Origin of the sequence: Burkholderia sp. Bp9015 (assembly GCF_003853505.1) — a bacterium.
Lineage (GTDB): Bacteria > Pseudomonadota > Gammaproteobacteria > Burkholderiales > Burkholderiaceae > Burkholderia.
In genome coordinates this window covers 1-15,703 of sequence record NZ_QTPZ01000068.1, presented here as the reverse complement: position 1 = coordinate 15,703, position 15,703 = coordinate 1, and the positions used below count along the sequence as shown (strand labels likewise).

Annotated in this window: 12 protein-coding genes; 9 read left to right on the top strand and 3 right to left on the bottom strand. The window is 66.9% G+C overall.

All coding sequences use genetic code 11. The features are described from left to right. The 3 genes from DIE12_RS37210 to galU form a co-directional block, all read right to left on the bottom strand. On the bottom strand, positions 1-585 hold a 585-nt coding region (locus DIE12_RS37210), incomplete at its 3' end, for a WcaI family glycosyltransferase (RefSeq protein WP_124489824.1). 179 nt (positions 586-764) lie between these two features. Then, complete coding sequence (locus tag DIE12_RS37205; RefSeq protein ID WP_124489823.1) at positions 765-1,346, bottom strand: phosphatase PAP2 family protein; 582 nt, start codon at positions 1,344-1,346, stop codon at positions 765-767. A gap of 100 nt (positions 1,347-1,446) precedes the next feature. Continuing rightward, complete coding sequence (gene galU / locus DIE12_RS37200; protein ID WP_124489822.1) at positions 1,447-2,331, bottom strand: UTP--glucose-1-phosphate uridylyltransferase GalU; 885 nt, start codon at positions 2,329-2,331, stop codon at positions 1,447-1,449. A gap of 402 nt (positions 2,332-2,733) precedes the next feature. Between galU and DIE12_RS37195 the strand changes: the two genes are divergently transcribed. The 9 genes from DIE12_RS37195 to DIE12_RS37155 all read left to right on the top strand — a co-directional run bounded on the left by DIE12_RS37195 (position 2,734) and on the right by DIE12_RS37155 (position 15,497). Beyond that, entirely contained in the window at positions 2,734-2,931 is a 198-nt protein-coding gene (locus DIE12_RS37195; RefSeq protein ID WP_044846963.1) for a flagellar transcriptional regulator FlhD, read from the top strand. Between the two features lie 724 nt (positions 2,932-3,655). Next, positions 3,656-3,889 carry a flagellar transcriptional regulator FlhD gene (locus DIE12_RS37190; protein WP_124489821.1) on the top strand — a complete coding sequence of 78 codons (234 nt, stop codon included), beginning with the start codon at positions 3,656-3,658 and terminating at the stop codon, positions 3,887-3,889. A gap of 282 nt (positions 3,890-4,171) precedes the next feature. Then, positions 4,172-4,627 (top strand): cellulose biosynthesis protein BcsD, encoded by a 456-nt coding sequence (gene bcsD / locus DIE12_RS37185; RefSeq protein WP_124489820.1) that lies wholly within the window; start codon positions 4,172-4,174, stop codon positions 4,625-4,627. Positions 4,628-4,672: 45 nt separating this feature from the next. Beyond that, on the top strand, positions 4,673-5,098 hold the full coding sequence (gene bcsP / locus DIE12_RS37180; protein WP_124489819.1) for a cellulose biosynthesis protein BcsP: 426 nt from the start codon (positions 4,673-4,675) through the stop codon (positions 5,096-5,098). Next, positions 5,095-5,874: a cellulose biosynthesis protein BcsQ gene (bcsQ, locus tag DIE12_RS37175; RefSeq protein ID WP_124489818.1), complete on the top strand. Its 780-nt coding sequence runs from the start codon at positions 5,095-5,097 to the stop codon at positions 5,872-5,874. The genes bcsP and bcsQ overlap by 4 nt, the downstream gene beginning before the upstream one ends. Further along, complete coding sequence (gene bcsA / locus DIE12_RS37170) at positions 5,823-8,048, top strand: UDP-forming cellulose synthase catalytic subunit (RefSeq protein WP_124524039.1); 2,226 nt, start codon at positions 5,823-5,825, stop codon at positions 8,046-8,048. Before bcsQ ends, bcsA begins: the two co-directional genes overlap by 52 nt. A gap of 15 nt (positions 8,049-8,063) precedes the next feature. Then, the gene (bcsB, locus tag DIE12_RS37165) at positions 8,064-10,571 is read left to right on the top strand and encodes a cellulose biosynthesis cyclic di-GMP-binding regulatory protein BcsB (RefSeq protein WP_124524037.1); all 2,508 of its coding nucleotides are present in this window, start codon (positions 8,064-8,066) and stop codon (positions 10,569-10,571) included. 1 nt (position 10,572) lies between these two features. Next, positions 10,573-15,048, top strand: a complete 4,476-nt coding sequence (locus DIE12_RS37160; RefSeq protein ID WP_124524035.1) for a cellulose synthase subunit BcsC-related outer membrane protein — start codon at positions 10,573-10,575, stop codon at positions 15,046-15,048. A gap of 215 nt (positions 15,049-15,263) precedes the next feature. Next, on the top strand, positions 15,264-15,497 hold the full coding sequence (locus DIE12_RS37155; RefSeq protein WP_044846956.1) for a flagellar transcriptional regulator FlhD: 234 nt from the start codon (positions 15,264-15,266) through the stop codon (positions 15,495-15,497). Positions 15,498-15,703 lie beyond the last annotated feature (206 nt).

Genomic DNA, 15,703 nt, shown 5'->3' with positions numbered 1-15,703 from the left:
CTTGTGCGGATGAATGCCCTTGCGCATCGCGTGCTGGATCATCTTCCCGGAAATCGTCGACACGGTATCGAAGCGTTTCAACAGCATGCGCTCGACCGCGAGCACGGTGCGCTTCAGCAACGAGCCCTTGAGCATGCCGAGGCTGAACGCTGCGTCGACCTCGTAGTCCTGGATGTGGATCCATGCGTGCGCACCGGTGATTCTTGCGACAACCCATCCGGCGGGCGCATTCAGCAGGCTCGGCGCGATGCAGATTACGACGTCCGGCCGCCACAGCGCGTGCCGAAGCATGACCGGGAGGCTGGATAGCGCGAAGCTCGCGAGGTGCGCGATGCGCCGCACGCCACTCGGCCGAGACGGAACCCAAAGGGGGGCACGCCAAAGCGCAACGCCATTTCGGTATTCGGTCGAGTAACGAAGAGCCGAGTACCCGCCCGTCACGCGCCATTCGGGGTAGTACGGCGGCGCGCTGACGACACGCACCGAGTGGCCTTTTGCGGAGAGCGTTTCCGCCATTTCCGCAGTGTATTTGCCGATGCCGGTCAGCTCGGGCGCATAGTTGATGCCGTAGACGAGGATCTTCATCGGCTCTCAGCGAGATGTGAAAAAATGGTGCAGTGCATTACACACGCATTGTGGGCAATGCAAATCGCGCGAGGCAGACAGAATATTGATCGGTACCGCCAATCATCTTTCGCGAACACGCGGTTTGCGAGCGCAATCGCTCTGTGCTTGCGCGTCATCAAATTCGGGCGTGCACGCGTTCAGAAAACGCGCGTGCAAAGGAACGGCGAATACGTCTCGATGGCAGCCTGAATCGGCGCGTGATGTCCGTAAGCGATGCCGGACACCACCAGCACGGAGCCGGCCGCAAGAGGGCGCAGCCACGGCGGCAGAATAGGCGCGTCCCTCCACCTCTTCAGCAACGTCACGGTGACGAGCACGCCGAGCATCCAGCCCGCGATTACTTCGGAAGCCGTATGTGCGTCATTGAGTACGCGCGCGACGCCAACCGTCGCCGCGAGCGCAAGCCCAGGCAACAGCGCAGCGCCCGTGCGAACGCTCCACCCGTCGTGCAGCGCCAGTAGGCACACCATCGGCCAGACGGTAGCGGCGAGCATCGCGTGACCGCTGATCACGCGAAAGTTGATCGAACGAATCTCCATCCCGCAGCCGGCATAAAGAATCTTGGTCAGTCCGACAAGCAGCATCCCGGAGGCAAGCAGCATGAGCCACGACAGCGCGATTCGCCAGCCATAGAGCGAGCGTGTGAGCCACGCGAAGCAGATGGCGGCGAGCGGCAACGTCATCGCCGCGTCACCCAGGTTGCCGATGGCGAGCCACATCCGGGATCCCCGCTGATCGAAACAGTCATGTCAAATGGACGCGGCGCGCAAAGGCAGCAACGCGCCGGGCGTCGTGCAGGTTCGGGATGCATGACCAGCGTCACACGACCAGCTGTTCCGACATCCGCGCAAGCAAATACCGCTCGAAGTCCGCCGCAACCTCAGGATGCCGCAGCGCGAACTCGATCGTCGCCTTCAGGTACCCGAGCTTGCTGCCGCAATCGAAGCGCGTGCCGTCGTAGCGGTACGCGAGCACCTGTTCATCGGTGAGCAGCGACTGGATCGCGTCGGTCAGTTGCAATTCGCCGCCCGCGCCGGGTTTGAGGCCGCGGAGATGCTCGAAGATCTTCGGTTTCAACACGTAACGGCCGACGACACCGAAGTTCGACGGCGCATTCGCCGGTTCGGGCTTCTCGACGATGCCGGACAGCTTGAAGAGATCGTCTTCCCAGCGCTTGCCGTCGATCACGCCATAGGATTTCGAATCTTCAGGAGCGATTTCCTCGACCCCGATGACCGACGCGTGATAGTGATCGAAGACGTCGATCATCTGGCGTAACACCGGCTTCGGGGCATCGAGCAAATCGTCGGCGAGGATCACCGCGAACGGATTGTCGCCGACGAGCTTCTCCGCGCACAGCACGGCATGACCGAGCCCGAGCGCTTCGGCCTGGCGCACGTAAAAGCAGTCGACATGGCTCGGCTTGATGCTGCGCACCAGCGACAGCAGCTTGTCCTTGCCGCGTGCCTCGAGCTCCGCCTCGATCTCGTACGACTTGTCGAAATGATCCTCGATCGCGCGCTTGCTGCGGCCGGTCACGAAGATCATCTCCGTGATGCCCGCTTCGATCGCTTCCTCGACCGCATACTGGATCAATGGTTTGTCCACAACCGGCAGCATTTCCTTGGGACTGGCCTTGGTGGCCGGCAGGAACCGCGTGCCCAGGCCGGCGACCGGAAAGACGGCTTTCGTCACTTTCAACATAGTGGTAATTCCATGGGTTCGGAATGAAGAGCAGACAACGTCGAGGTGCGATGTCGGTGTCCGGACGCAACAAGAGATTCGAAGTCGCACAGGACGCAATTGCCCGGCCGCGCACGTGCGATTCGGGAAATCCTAATGTGTTCGGAAATAAAGCGGCGACTGAATCTTGGACGAATCCGACAGGTTGATTGCGAAACCATACGTTGGCGCAAGAATTATTTTGAAACAGTGTGCAAATGGCCGGCTCGGCGTTATATAGCGGATGACGGCTGTCGTTTGTCGACAGGCGTTCGCTTGGTTGGGATACGGTTCGAAGCGAAAGCCCGGAACCCGGTCGGATTTTTGCAGATGCGAGTGTGTGCCGATGCATCGCGTTCACGGGCATGTCTTTAGGAGAGCGTGATGACGGAAGAGGATGATATTTGCCGGGCGTTGGGCGCACTCGATCCTGCCTATCTCGAACTGATGCAGCAGATGTTGAAGATCGATTGCGAGGTCGCGGCACGCGAGTTGGGCATCTCGAATCAGATCGCGTCACGGATCATCGCGCTGACGCCAACCGAGATCGAAGCGCTGGTCGGCCGCGGATCGCAGCCGTAGCTGGCAACGCTGGCGTCGTCTCGTCGCAACACCTGCTGGCAAATGTGCGGGCCGGATTGCGATGGTGGCCCCGCTGCCGGGAGCCGTCGAGTTTCCGGCATGCGTGGACGAAAACGCGCCACGGTCCCGCCATATGCGAAGGAAGAAAAAGAACCGAACGAAATATATTTAGCGTTGAAACGCAATTGCCAAACAGAAGGGCGAAAGTGGAGTCACCATGACGCATTCGACCATAGACACCATGACGATATCCGAACAACGGCAGCGCACCGGCTGGGCCGGTGTCTGGCTTCCATGCACCGATCCTCCCGCGCAACCGATGTGGTGTGAGGGCCGATGGCCGGGACATCCATACGGCTTTCCCGTGTATTGGGACGGTACCAAATGGTGCAGCAAGATTTTCGGCGCCCGCGGGGATTTCTGGCGCGAGCGCGTGATACGGGCTGCATAGCAGGCATCTGACGGCGGCGCTGCGCGTTCCGGCAAGCATTTGGGTGGGCCGGCGATCTTCACGCGACTTTGCCGAACCGCATGTCGCCGGTCCGTCGTGTCGTGCATTCACGAACGGAAATACGGGCAACCCGCGAGGTGGCGGATTACCGCTAGGTTTTGTCCGCTCGTCGCCGTGCGCGACACGTAGAGTGCGGGGCCGAAACTCCGCGTATTGCCAATACGCGCCCTGCGGCCGGCTGAATGCAATCACCGTCCAAAATCAGGAACGCCCATGCCCGAACAGGACGACATCTTCGACGCGATTGCGGAATTCAACCGTTCGTATCTGACGCTTGCCCAGCGCTTGCTGCAAGCGGATCGCGAAGCGGCGAAACAACAACTGGGCATGTCGGACGAGACGGCTGCGATCGTCGCCGAATTGACGCCGGCACAGATCGACGAACTCGCCGAGCGTCGCGAACTGTTCTGCGAATTCCGCGCGGAATCCTCGCCCGGCCGGGCCTGATACGGCAACCTTTCCAACGTTTCATGCGTCGCGCCACGCACGAGCCCGGCCGTGTATTGGGTGCATGGCCGCGCGACCGATCGCAGCCCGGCTGCCGCCGAGGCCGCTCCCGTCAATTGTCGGCGGTGGCCGATAGTTTGGCGTTTTTCGGCTAGATGTCGAATCCCATTCGTCTAATTGGATTCGCTACGATGCGCAAAAACGCTGTTGCCACGATGTCCGCACGCGAAGCACACGATGCGGCCACGCCGATAATTGTCTTTCACCGGGGATTCGTCGTCCATGCAGGGAATGTTGGAGCATCTACTCGAGCGCCAAGTATCGATCCAATGGCGCGGCTTCCTGGAGGCATTGGCCGGTGAATTCACCGATCAGCTCGATCGGGACGAGCTGAGGCAATTGATGGCGCGCATCGGCATGCGCTTCGCAACCGCGCATCCACTTGGCCCTTGCGAGTCGACGGACGATCTCGCGGATGCATTGAATGCCCGCTGGCGCGACATCCAGTGGGGTTACGCCGAACTGTCCGACGAGCACGATTTCCTGCGCATCGTTCATTACGCCGCGCCGTTGCGCGCGTTCGGCGACGGCTGTCTCGCATGGTCTTCCGCCTTCCTCGAAGGCGCGTATCAGGGCTGGTTCGACAGTGTCGGCGCGACCGGTTTGCGCGTGACGCAGGACGTCGCGCCGCCGGACGATTCGCGGATCGAGCTGCGTGTTGCGCGCGCAAAGAACTGAGCGACCGGGCCGACCGGAACTTCCGCGACAACCAATGGGCACGCTATGTCGACTTCACGGGATATCGAATCGTTGTTCAAGCGTTTTGGCGGCGATGCCGGACGCTATCACGAAGTACGTGCGGAAGCGGATGCCGAAGTGGCCCGCGCGCGTTGGCCGCTGCTCGGCGGTGTCGAATTGCGCGCGAGCGCGTCGCAGGGGCAGCCGGGCGCAGGGTCGCCGGACAGCGCGGATAGCCTGCGCAAAATCGTACTGGCCGACACGCGTGCGTTGCCTGCGTCCGCGCAGGATAACGGCGGGCGGGAACCAGCATCCGGCACGCTGAAGAAGCTGGTCGGCAGGCCGGCGGCATCGGATGGCACGGACACGCAAGGTCCGTCACAGCCGCTGGTTCGGTTGTTCGAGCGGCTGCGCACGGAGCCGACGGGAGAGGCGCCGAAGAAGCCATCGGTGTGGACCGGCCGCTCATGAAAATCGTCGCGATCGCTTCGGCAAAGGGCGGCGTCGGCAAGACGACGCTGGCGGCGAATCTCGCGGCCGTGTTGGCGGCGTCGCGGCGCCGGCGCGTGAGCGTGGTGGATCTCGATCCGCAGAATGCGCTGAAGCTGCATTTCGGCGTGCCGCTCGACATGACCGACGGGCTCGCCCATGCCGCGCTCGACAGGCTGAACTGGCCGGCCGTGGTCGTCGACGGGATCACGGTGTTTCCGTTCGGCCTGGTCAGCGAAACGGATCAACGCCGCTTCGAGCGGCTGCTCGACCGCGATCCATCGTGGCTCGCGCACGGGCTTGCCGCGCTCGGGCTCGGCGACGACGACATCGTGATCATCGATACGCCGCCGGGCACCTCGGTATACATGCGCGCCGCGCTGACGGCCGCGCATTTCGTGCTCAAGGTCGTGCTGGCCGATGCGGCCTCGTACGCAACGATTCCGCAGATGCGGCGGATGCTCGACGCGTATGCCGCGAGCCGCGCGGATTTCGTGGGCGACGGCTACGTGGTCAATCAGGTCGATCAGTCGCGCGAGCTGGGCCGCGATGTGCTGCGCGTGCTGTGCGACAGCCTCGGCGCGGCCCGGTTCGGCGGCGTGATTCACCGCGATGAAGGAGTCGCGGAATCGCTCGCGTCCCGGACGACCGTGAATCGCTACGACCCGCGTTCGCAGGCCGCCGCCGATCTGAACGCGTGCGGTGCATGGCTCGAGCGCGTGCTCGATCGGCGCGACACCGCGCGGAGCATCGCTTGAGCGCCCGCGGGGAGGTCGCGCGGCCGTCGGCGGTCGACCGGTTCGTCGATGCATTGCCCGGGAGCGGCTGGTTCGTCGCGCTGCCGGTGGCCGCATGCACGCTGCTGGCGCTGTATTTCGTGTGTACGGTGCCGCTCGACGCGATCGGGCAGCTCGTGTTCGCCACCTGCTGCATCGCCTGTTCGCTGGTGGTCCGTCGCCTGGGCGGACGCTATGCGACGCTCGTCATGATCGTGCTGTCGGTGGTGGCCACCGGCCGGTACATGTATTGGAGATTGTCCGGCACGCTGGTGTGGTCGCATCCGCTCGACGCGGTGTGGGGCACGCTGCTCGCGGCGGCCGAAATCTATGCGGCGGCGGTGCTGATTCTCGGCTACTTCCAGACCGCGTGGCCGCTCGGGCGCAAGCCGCTGCCGTTGCCCGCGTCGCGTGCGCATTGGCCGAGCGTCGACGTGTTCATTCCGACGTACAACGAACCGTTGAGCGTCGTCAAGCCGACCATCTACGCGGCGCTCGCGCTGGATTACCCGGCCGACAAGCTGTCGATCCACGTGCTGGACGACGGACGTCGCCAGGAATTCCGCGCGTTCTGCGAGTCGGTCGGCGTGCACTGGACGATTCGCGATCACAATCGCCATGCCAAGGCCGGCAACCTCAACGAAGCGTTGAAGATCACCGACGGCGAATACATCGCGATCTTCGATTGCGATCATGTGCCGACGCGCTCGTTCCTGCAGATCTGTCTAGGCTGGTTCATTCGGGATCCGAAGCTGTCGATGCTGCAGACGCCGCATCACTTCTTTTCGCCGGACCCGTTCGAGCGCAACCTCGGCATTTTCAGAAAGGTGCCGAACGAAGGCGAACTGTTCTACGGACTGGTGCAGGACGGCAACGATCTCTGGAACGCGACGTTTTTCTGCGGATCGTGCGCGCTGATGCGCCGCTCGATGGTGGAGGAGATCGGCGGCATCGCGACGGAGACGGTGACCGAGGATGCGCACACCGCGCTCAAGCTGCATCGCCGCGGCTATACGACGGCCTATCTTGCGATACCGCAGGCGGCGGGGCTGGCCACCGAGAGCCTGACCGGGCACATCGGCCAGCGCATCCGCTGGGCGCGCGGCATGACGCAGATATTCCGCATCGACAACCCGCTGTTCGGGCGCGGACTGACGCTGAGCCAGCGGCTGTGCTACCTGAACGCGATGATGCATTTTTTCTACGGGATCCCGCGGCTCGTGTTCCTGACCGCACCGCTGTCGTTCCTGTTCTTCGACGCACATGTGATCCATGCCCCGGCCACGATGCTTGCGCTCTATGCGCTGCCCCACGTCATCCATGCAAACGTGACGAACTCGCGGATGCAGGGCCGCTTCCGGCATTCGTTCTGGGCCGAAGTCTACGAAGCCGTGCTCGCGTCGTACATCGCGCTGCCGACGATGCTTGCGCTGATCAATCCCCGGCTGGGCAAGTTCAACGTGACGGCCAAGGGCGGACGCATCGACCGCGGCTACTTCGACTGGGCGGTGTCGAAACCGTATCTGAGCCTGGTGGTCCTGAACGCGATCGGCCTCGCGGTGGGCGTCCTGAACCTGTCGCTCAACCGTCATGTCGGCAGCGAAGTCCAGACGACGGCGTTCAACCTGGCATGGACGACCTACAACATCCTGATTCTGGGGCTCGCCGTCGCGGCGGCGAACGAGCGCCGGCAGGTACGCGTGTCCCATCGTGTCGCGGCGCGGATTCCGGTCATGCTGCGCTTCGCGAATGGCCGGACGCTGGCATGCGAAACGCGTGACTACTCGGAGGGCGGGATCGGCGTGGCAGTCCCCGACGATGCGCGCATTCCGCGTGGCGAACCGGTGACGGTATCGCTGTTTCGCGGTGTCGAAGAGTACGCATTTCCCGCGACGGTCGAATACGTCGAACCGGAGCGCGTCGGCATCCGGTTCGAGAGCCTGTCGCAGCAGCAGGAGTTCGATCTCGTCAGTTCGACCTTTGCCCGAGCCGACGCATGGATCGACTGGACGGACGGCCGCCGTCCCGATTCGCCGCTGCGTGCGTTCCTGCATCTGTTGAAGGTCGGCGTGCAGGGCTTGCTTCGCCTGATCGCACGCCTGTACGCGGACCTGCGCGTGTACGCGCGTGGCGGCCGCAGCAACGAAAAAAAATAGCATGAGGCGGAAAGAATGACGTGGGCGTCGCGACAGCGCGGCAGCACGCGCCGCAAGGCGTGCATTTCGCAGGGCGCGGTTGTCGCGGTTCCTGCACGTGTCGGCCGGTATGCGCGCGTGTCGCGCAGGATGGTGTCGCTACTGCTCTGGGCAATGGCGAGCGGCATCGCATCGGGCAGCTGGGCCGCGGCCGCCGGGATGCAGGCACCCGGCGCAATGCGGGCGGCGGATGGCGCGATGTCGTCGGGCGATGCGGCGCCGCCGTCGCCGGCCATAGTCGTCGGGCCCGACACCGCGCGCCCCGCGCCGCTCGCCGAACCGGTGCCGGCGGCCGACGCCGCGCGTCGCCGCTTCGGTATGCTGCCGACCACGGCCGAGCCCGGCACGCTCGTGCCCGGCGGCCGGCGCCAGGCATTGACGTTCGCGGATCTCGGGGCACGCGATCCGCTGCAGCTGCGGGGCACCGACGGCCAGAACGGCATCGCGTTCTCCGTCCGTCGCGACGAGGTCGTCATGGGCGCGACGCTGCATCTGGTCTACAGCTACTCGCCCGCGCTTCTGCCGGATCTGTCGCAGCTCAAGGTGCTGATCAACGGCGAAGTGGCGGCGACGCTGCCGTTGCCGGCCGCTCAAGCCGGCATGACGGTTGCGCGCGACGTGTCGATCGATCCGCGCTTCGTCACCGAGTACAACCATCTGAACGTTCAGTTGATCGGTCATTACACGAAAGACTGCGAGGATCCCGCCAACTCGTCGCTGTGGGCGACGGTGAGCAACGCGAGCCGGCTCGAGCTGACCTACGCGGCGTTGCCGGAGCGGCCGGAACTCGGCGTCCTGCCCGCGCCGTTCTTCGATTCGCGGGACGTCCGGCGGCTCGAGCTGCCGTTCGCATTCGCCGCGCGAGCGCCGCGGGAGACGCTGGAAGCGGCGGGCATCGTCGCGTCGTGGTTCGGCGCGCTGGCCTCGTATCGCGGCGCGCGGTTTCCGGCCCGCCCCGGCGGCCTGCCTGAATCGGGCAATGCGGTGGTATTCGCGACGGCCGACGATCGTCTGGACGGTGTGACGCTGCCGGCGATCGACGGACCGACGCTGGCCGTCGTCGAGCGGCAGGCGCCGGCTCACGGCCAGCTGCTGCTGGTGCTCGGTCGCACGCCGGACGAAGTGAAGGTCGCCGCGCTCACGCTCGTGCTCGGCAGCAAGACGCTCGCGGGTACGCATGCCACGGTGAGCCGGCTCGAGAACGTCGCGCCGCGCGTGCCGTACGACGCGCCGAACTGGCTGTCGTCGACGCACCCGGTGCGGCTCGGCGAACTGGCCGAGGGGCGCGCGCTCAGCGTGTCCGGCTACGACGCGGGCGCCGTCCGGATCGATCTGCGCGTCGCCCCCGATCTGTTCACCTGGGATACGCGCGGCGCGCCGATCGACCTGCGTTATCGCTACACGCCGACGCTGCGCGCGGACCGTTCGTCGCTCAACCTGAGCGTCGGCGACACGTTCGTGAAGGCGCTGCCGATCCCGGCACGGGAAACGTCGCGCTGGAGCCTGAGCCGCTACCTGCCGTTCGTCGCCAACGGTATCGACCGCGCGACGCTGCACGTGCCGCCGCTGCTGCTCACGCCGCGCACGCCGTTGCAGCTGCACTTCTTCTACGAGATCCCGGACATGGGCCGATGCACGGGGCGGCTGCTGCAGAACGTCGCGGGTTCGATCGACCCGGACTCGACGATCGACGTGTCGTCGTTTCCGCACTACAAGGCGCTGCCCGACCTCGCCGCGTTTGCGAACAGCGGCTTTCCGTTCACGCGGATGGCCGACCTGTCGGACACGGCCGTCGTGCTGCCCGCCGAGCCGGGCGCGGACGTCTACGGCCTGTACCTGCTCGCGATGGGACGCATGGGCGTGTCGACGGGCTATCCGGTCAGCGGTGTGACGGTGACGGACGCCGCCGGTGTCGGCGCGTTCGCGTCCAAGGATCTGCTGATTCTCGGCGCGCCGGACACCCAGCCGCTGCTGACCCGCTGGGCGGCGCGCATGCCGTTCGGCACCGATCGCGACAGCGGCCTGTTCGGTGGCCGGTTCGGTGGCCTGTTCGGCGGCGCCGAGGCGGCGCCGTCGCCTGGCGCCGAGCGCGAACGCGTGCGCGCCGGCCTGTCGATCGTCTCGGACGGCACGCGCGCGCTGATCGCCGGCTTCGAGTCGCCGTTGCGCAAGACGCGCAGCGCCGTCGCGTTGATCAGCGCGAGCGGGCAGGCGGACGAGGCGCTCGGCCGCGCACTGCTCGACGACGACATGCTCACGTCGGTCCAGGGCGCGATGGTCGTGATTCGCGATCGCACCGTCACGGTGACGTCGAACGAAACGTCGTATCACGTCGGTGCGCTGCCGCCGCTCACTTACCTGCGCTGGTTTCTGTCGGGGCGTCCGCTGCTGCTTGCGCTGTTCAGCGTGCTGGCCGCGTTCGTCGCGGCGGCGCTCTTCTATCGTCTGCTGCGTGCGCGTGCGGCGCGCCGGCTGAAGGAGTGACATGCGAAACCGACGGTTACGCGGGCTCGGCGCCGCCCGCGCGGGCGGTATCGCGAGTCTGCTGCTCGCGCTGACACTGCCGCACGCGGCGGCGGCCGGCAGCGACCCGCTGAAGGTACTCGTCGATCAGGGGCGATACTGGCAGGCGCATGGCCGGGGCGACCTCGCGGCACAGGCCTGGAAGAAGGTGCTGGGCGTCGATCCGAATCAGCCCGACGCGCTGTTCGGCATGGGCATGGTGCTCGCCGATCGCAAGGACGTCGACGGTGCGCGCCGCTACCTGGAACAGTTGCGCCGGATCGCGCCCGGCTTCGCGCGGACCGACGAGCTGGGCCAGCGTCTGGGCGAGACGAGCGTGCGCGATGGCGAGATCAGCGACGCGCGCCGCCTCGCGCAGACGGGGCAGAGCGCGCTGGCCGCGCAACAGTATCAGCGCGCGCTGCAAGGCGCGCCGTCGTCGCCCGCGCTGCAGCTCGAGTACTTCCACGCGCTCGCGGCGACGCCGAGCGGATGGGCCGAAGCCCGCCGCGGCCTGGAGCGTCTCGCGCGTGACAACCCCGACGATCCGCGCTACGCACTCGCGTATGCGCAGCACCTGACCTATCGCGACGCGACGCGCCGCGACGGCATCGCGCGGCTCGAGTCGTTGTCCGCCGACGCGAAAGTCGGGAAGGCGGCGCGCGAGAGCTGGCGCCAGGCGCTGCTCTGGCTCGCGGCCAGGCCGTCGGATCAGGCGCGCTACCTCGCCTATCTGAAGGTGGTGCCCGACGATCCGCCGGTCAAGGCGCGCTACGACAGCATGGTGCGACAGGACCAAACCGCGCGCGAGGGCGATCAACGCAGCGCCTCGAACGAAGCGCGCGGCCACGCGATCGAGGATGGCTTTGCGGCACTCGAACGCGGCGATCTGGACACGGCGCGCGCCCGCTTCAATGCCGTGCTCGCCACGTCGCCGAACGACAGCGACGCGCTGGGCGGCCGCGGCATCGTCGAGCTGAAGCAGGAGCACTTCGCGCAGGCACGCAGCGATCTGGAGCGCGCGTCGCGAGGCGGGAATGCGGCGCGCTGGCGCTCGGCGCTCGGCAGTGCGACGTACTGGTCGTACACGAGCGAGGCGCTCGGTGCGCAAAGCAACGGCGACTTCGCGCGAGCGAAGGCGCTGTTCGAACGCGCGATTCTTGCGGATCCGTCGAACGTCACCGCGCAGGTGATGCTCGGCGACGCGCTGCTGGAGAATCGCGATGCGCGCGGCGCCGAGCAGGCGTACCGGATGGCGCTGCGGCGTCAGTCCGACAACCCGGACGCGATACGCGGTCTGGTCGGCGCGCTGGCCGCGCAGGGGCGCGGCGACGAAGCGTTGCAGTTCGCGACGCAACTGAGCGCCGAGCAGCAGTCGAAGGCCGGCGGCCTCGACCGGTTGCGTCGTACGGCCGAGGCCGCGCAGGCGCGGCAAGCCGAAGCGCGCGGCGATCTGGGCACAGCGCGCAGCCTGTTCGAGGACGCGCTTGCCGGCAATCCGGACGATCCGTGGCTGCGGCTGGATCTGGCGCGCGTGTACGTGCGGCAAGGCGCGATCGCGTCGGCGCGCAGCATGATGGACGGATTACTGGCCGAACGGCCCGACATGACCGACGCACTCTATGCCGGCGCGCTGCTGGCCGAGCAGACGCAAGACTGGAGCCTCGGGCTGCAGCGGCTGGAGCGCATCGCGCCCGCGCAACGCACGGCGGCGATGACGACGTTGCAGCACCGCCTCTGGGTGGGCCAGCAGGTTGCACTCGCGACACGGCTGGTGCGCGAAGGCCGCCGCGCGCAGGCGCTCGGGGTGCTGCACGACGCGGAGGGGATCGGCCAGTCGGTGCCGGGACTCGCGGCGCAGTTGTCGGCGGGCTATGCGGCGGCCGGCGACACGTCGCGTGCGCTCTGGATCGTGCAGCGTGCGCTGGCCCGCGAGCCGGACAACGCCGATTTGCTGCTGCAGTACGCGCGGACGCTGCTGACCGTGCGCAACGATGCGCTGCTGAGCGACGCGATGCGCCGGCTTGCCGCGCTGCCGCTGTCGCCCGCGCAGCGCGGCGACTTCGAACGCCTGAACCTCGAGATCGTCGTGCGTCAGGCCGATGCGGTGCGCCAGGCCGGCGACCTCGCCGGCGGCTACGCCGTCATCGCGCCGTGGCTGGCCGCGATGCCGGACAGTCCCGAACTCCAGGCCGCGCTCGCGCGGCTGTACACGTCGGCCGGCGACGCGCCGAACGCGCTGAAATGCTATCGGGTCGCGCTGGCCCGCCGGCCCGACGATACGGGCTTGCTGGTCGCGGCGATCTACGCGGCGAGCAGCGCGAAGGCATGGCGCGACGGTGAAGCGTTCGCGGCCACGGCGCTGCGTATCGCGCCCGACGACCCGGGCTTGCTTGCCGCGACCGGCCGGCTGTATCGCGCGGAGGGGAATCTTTCGCTCGCCGCGCAGTATCTGCAGCGTTCGCTGCTGGCCGCCAATACGCCGCCGCCGGGCAGCAAGACGGCGCCATCGAACGTGCCGCGCGGCTGGGAAGACGCGATGCGGCGCATCGGCGCGAACCCGCTGCCCGGTACCAATCCGTTCGAAGGCAAGACCGCCGTCGATGTCGGTCATCCGTCGACCGGCTTCGGGGCCGCGGTATCGCCGCTGCCGGGCGTGCCTTCCTGGTCCACCCCGTCTTCTTCCGCTCCGACCGTGCCCTATACGATGCCTCCCGCGCCGCCCGCGACCTACGTCACCCCGTCCGCCGTGCCGGCAGCGCGCATGGTGCCGCCCGCCATGTCGCCGCAGGCGGTCACGCCCGATCCCGGCGATCCCGGCGGCTATGGCCCGGCGGCCGCCGGCGCGGGCGAGTCGGGCGGGCCCGCGACCGCGCGGCGCTATCAGTCCTACCAGTCCTATCAGCCCTATCGGGAGCCTGCCGCGGACGTACCGCCGGCGGGGGCGTCCGCGGGATGCGTGGCGCAGTCCGATCCGAACGACGACTGTGCCGGCTACGTCGCCACGCCGTGGCCGATGTCGCCCGCGTCGCGGGCCGCGGCGGCGACCGGTTCGCCGGCGGCCGCGTCGGGCGCGAGGCCGGCCCGGCCGGCCCGCGGCGGGACGAAGGTCGCCGCGGCGCGCGCGCCCGTTCTTGCATCGGCCTACGGGCAGGCCGATGCGCCGCCTCGCTATATCCCGCAGCCGCCGGCCGGCTATGCGGGAAGCGAGGCCGTGGCCCGTGCGCCGCAGCGGGACGTGGGCGCCAACGCTCAGATGCTCGACGTCGCGTCGGAACTGGCCCAGGTGAACAGCGAGCAGGCCAGCACGGCCTCGGGCGGCATCGTGTTCCGAAACCGGACGGGCGAGGCGGGGCTGTCCGGCCTCACCGACATCGAGGCGCCGCTGGAAGGGCGTATCAAGGCAGGCAACGGTCACGTCGTCGTGACCGCCACGCCGGTCATGCTCGACGGCGGCAACTCGGCCACCGACGTGCCGACCCTCGCCCGGTTCGGCGCGGGGCTCTCGAGGTCGGCCGGCGGCGGCTCGCCGGGTTCCGAAACGGCGAGCGGCGTCGGTCTTTCCCTGGGTTACGAAGGCAAGCAATTGAAGGCCGACATCGGCGCGACGCCGGTCGGGTTTCCGTACCAGGATGTGGTCGGCGGCGTGCGCTTCAATGGTGCGATCACCGATCGGGCGGCCTACTCGCTGGCCGTCACGCGTCGCGCGGTGACCGACAGCTTGCTGTCGTTCGCGGGCGCACGCGATGCGAGTGCCGGCCTCAAGTGGGGCGGCGTGACGCGCAGCGGCGCGCGCGGCGCGCTGAGCTGGGACGACGGCACCAGCGGCGCGTACGTCGCGGGCGCGTTCGACTATTACGACGGCCATCACGTCGAACGCAACTTCGCCGGCAAGGGCAGCGGCGGCGCCTATACGCGCCTGCTGCGCGACGCCGACCGGACGCTCACCGTGGGCGTCAATGCGACGTGGATGCGCTTCAGCAAGAACCAGTCGTATTTCACGTACGGCCAGGGCGGCTATTTCAGTCCGCAGCAATACGTGATCCTGAATATACCGGTCGAGTACGCGGGACGAACGGGCGCGTTTGCGTACGACTTGAGCGGTTCGTTCGGCGTGCAGCATTACCGGCAGAACGCGGTGCCGTATTTCCCGCTCGATTCCGGCATGCAGGCGCAAGCGGCCGCGAATGCCGCCGCCAGCCAGGCGGTAGGGCTGGACGCGGGGGCCGTGTATCCCGCGCGCAGCAAGACGGGCATCGCGTATTCGCTCGCCGCGCGCGGCGAATACCAGGTCGCGCCGCAGCTGGCCGTCGGTGGAGCCGCTTCGTTCGGCAATGCGTATCAGTACCGCGAGTGGACGGCAGCCGTCTATCTCCGTTACAGCTTTACGCCGCAAGGCGGCCTGCAGGCGTTCCCGCCGCGCGCGTTCACGTCGCCGTATCTCGCCGACGCCGACTGAACGGATCCGCATCGCGCCGTGGCGATGCCGCGCGAATCGACGTGCACGCCACGGTACGCGCGCCTGCGCGCGCTGGCGGATCCGTTCAGAGCTTTGTCGGTCCGGCGCTGCGTTCGCGACGTACAGTGTGTCATCGAAAATCCGGCGAGTGCCGAACCACCGGGTCGAAGCGAATCGACCGGCAAAGCACACGCGCTGGCCCTTCAAGACCGACCATGGCCGAACAACACGACATTTCCGATGCGATCGCGGAATTCAATCGATCGTATCTCATGCTTGCGAAGTGGCTGCTCCTCGTCAACCGGAGCGAGGCCACACGACAACTCGGCGTCTCGGAAATGACGGCATCGCGCATCGCATCGCTGACACTGGCTCAGATCGACCACCTCGCCACGCGCGGCAAGCTGTTTTGCGAGTTTCGCGACGAGTTCGCGCCAGGCTGTGCGTGAATTCGTCGTGCGACGGTTCGCCATGACATCGGGACGGCTTAGTCGTCAGGACGCAGGGACGTACGCGCGCCGTGACGGCATCCTGAATCCGAACGCAGTGCGCGATCACGCAACGGTCCGACTGCTTCGTGCACGCAACCCAGAGAGAATCGATGATCTCCCAATCCATCTTCAAGGCATATGACATTCGCGGTGTGGTCGGCAAG

Coding starts and splice junctions, on each gene's coding strand:
- DIE12_RS37205 (WP_124489823.1), bottom strand. CDS start 1,346: ATGTGGCTCGCCATCGGCAACCTGGGTGACGCGGCGATGACGTTGCCG.
- galU (WP_124489822.1), bottom strand. CDS start 2,331: ATGTTGAAAGTGACGAAAGCCGTCTTTCCGGTCGCCGGCCTGGGCACG.
- DIE12_RS37195 (WP_044846963.1), top strand. CDS start 2,734: ATGACGGAAGAGGATGATATTTGCCGGGCGTTGGGCGCACTCGATCCT.
- DIE12_RS37190 (WP_124489821.1), top strand. CDS start 3,656: ATGCCCGAACAGGACGACATCTTCGACGCGATTGCGGAATTCAACCGT.
- bcsD (WP_124489820.1), top strand. CDS start 4,172: ATGCAGGGAATGTTGGAGCATCTACTCGAGCGCCAAGTATCGATCCAA.
- bcsP (WP_124489819.1), top strand. CDS start 4,673: ATGTCGACTTCACGGGATATCGAATCGTTGTTCAAGCGTTTTGGCGGC.
- bcsQ (WP_124489818.1), top strand. CDS start 5,095: ATGAAAATCGTCGCGATCGCTTCGGCAAAGGGCGGCGTCGGCAAGACG.
- bcsA (WP_124524039.1), top strand. CDS start 5,823: ATGGCTCGAGCGCGTGCTCGATCGGCGCGACACCGCGCGGAGCATCGC.
- bcsB (WP_124524037.1), top strand. CDS start 8,064: ATGACGTGGGCGTCGCGACAGCGCGGCAGCACGCGCCGCAAGGCGTGC.
- DIE12_RS37160 (WP_124524035.1), top strand. CDS start 10,573: ATGCGAAACCGACGGTTACGCGGGCTCGGCGCCGCCCGCGCGGGCGGT.
- DIE12_RS37155 (WP_044846956.1), top strand. CDS start 15,264: ATGGCCGAACAACACGACATTTCCGATGCGATCGCGGAATTCAATCGA.